Below are 227 nucleotides of genomic sequence, written 5' to 3'. Positions count from 1 at the left end.
ATTTAACATGGGTATTACTGAATCGTATCTTAACGTTGTCCTGATAGAACTTCGGTATTGATCTCTTTTTTGACTTGAATCTTGGGAATTTCTGCAAACCTTTGAAAAAATTCTTATAAGCAGTACAGGCATCTTTGATTGCCTGTTTGGTTACATTATTTGAAATACTCAGTAACCATGCATATTCATCAGAATGTCTAAGCTTTGTAAATTCTTTTCTGAGTTCT

At 32.6% G+C, this 227-nt stretch carries 1 pseudogene; it reads right to left on the bottom strand.

Features of this window, described 5'->3' with window-relative positions:
- Positions 1-227, bottom strand: a pseudogene (locus LJE11_RS19640) (RNA-guided endonuclease InsQ/TnpB family protein); the annotation flags it as partial.

This window comes from Blautia sp. DFI.1.216 (genome assembly GCF_020594215.1).
Lineage (GTDB): Bacteria > Bacillota > Clostridia > Lachnospirales > Lachnospiraceae > Blautia_A > Blautia_A wexlerae.
This window is presented reverse-complemented; position numbering and strand designations above follow the sequence as displayed.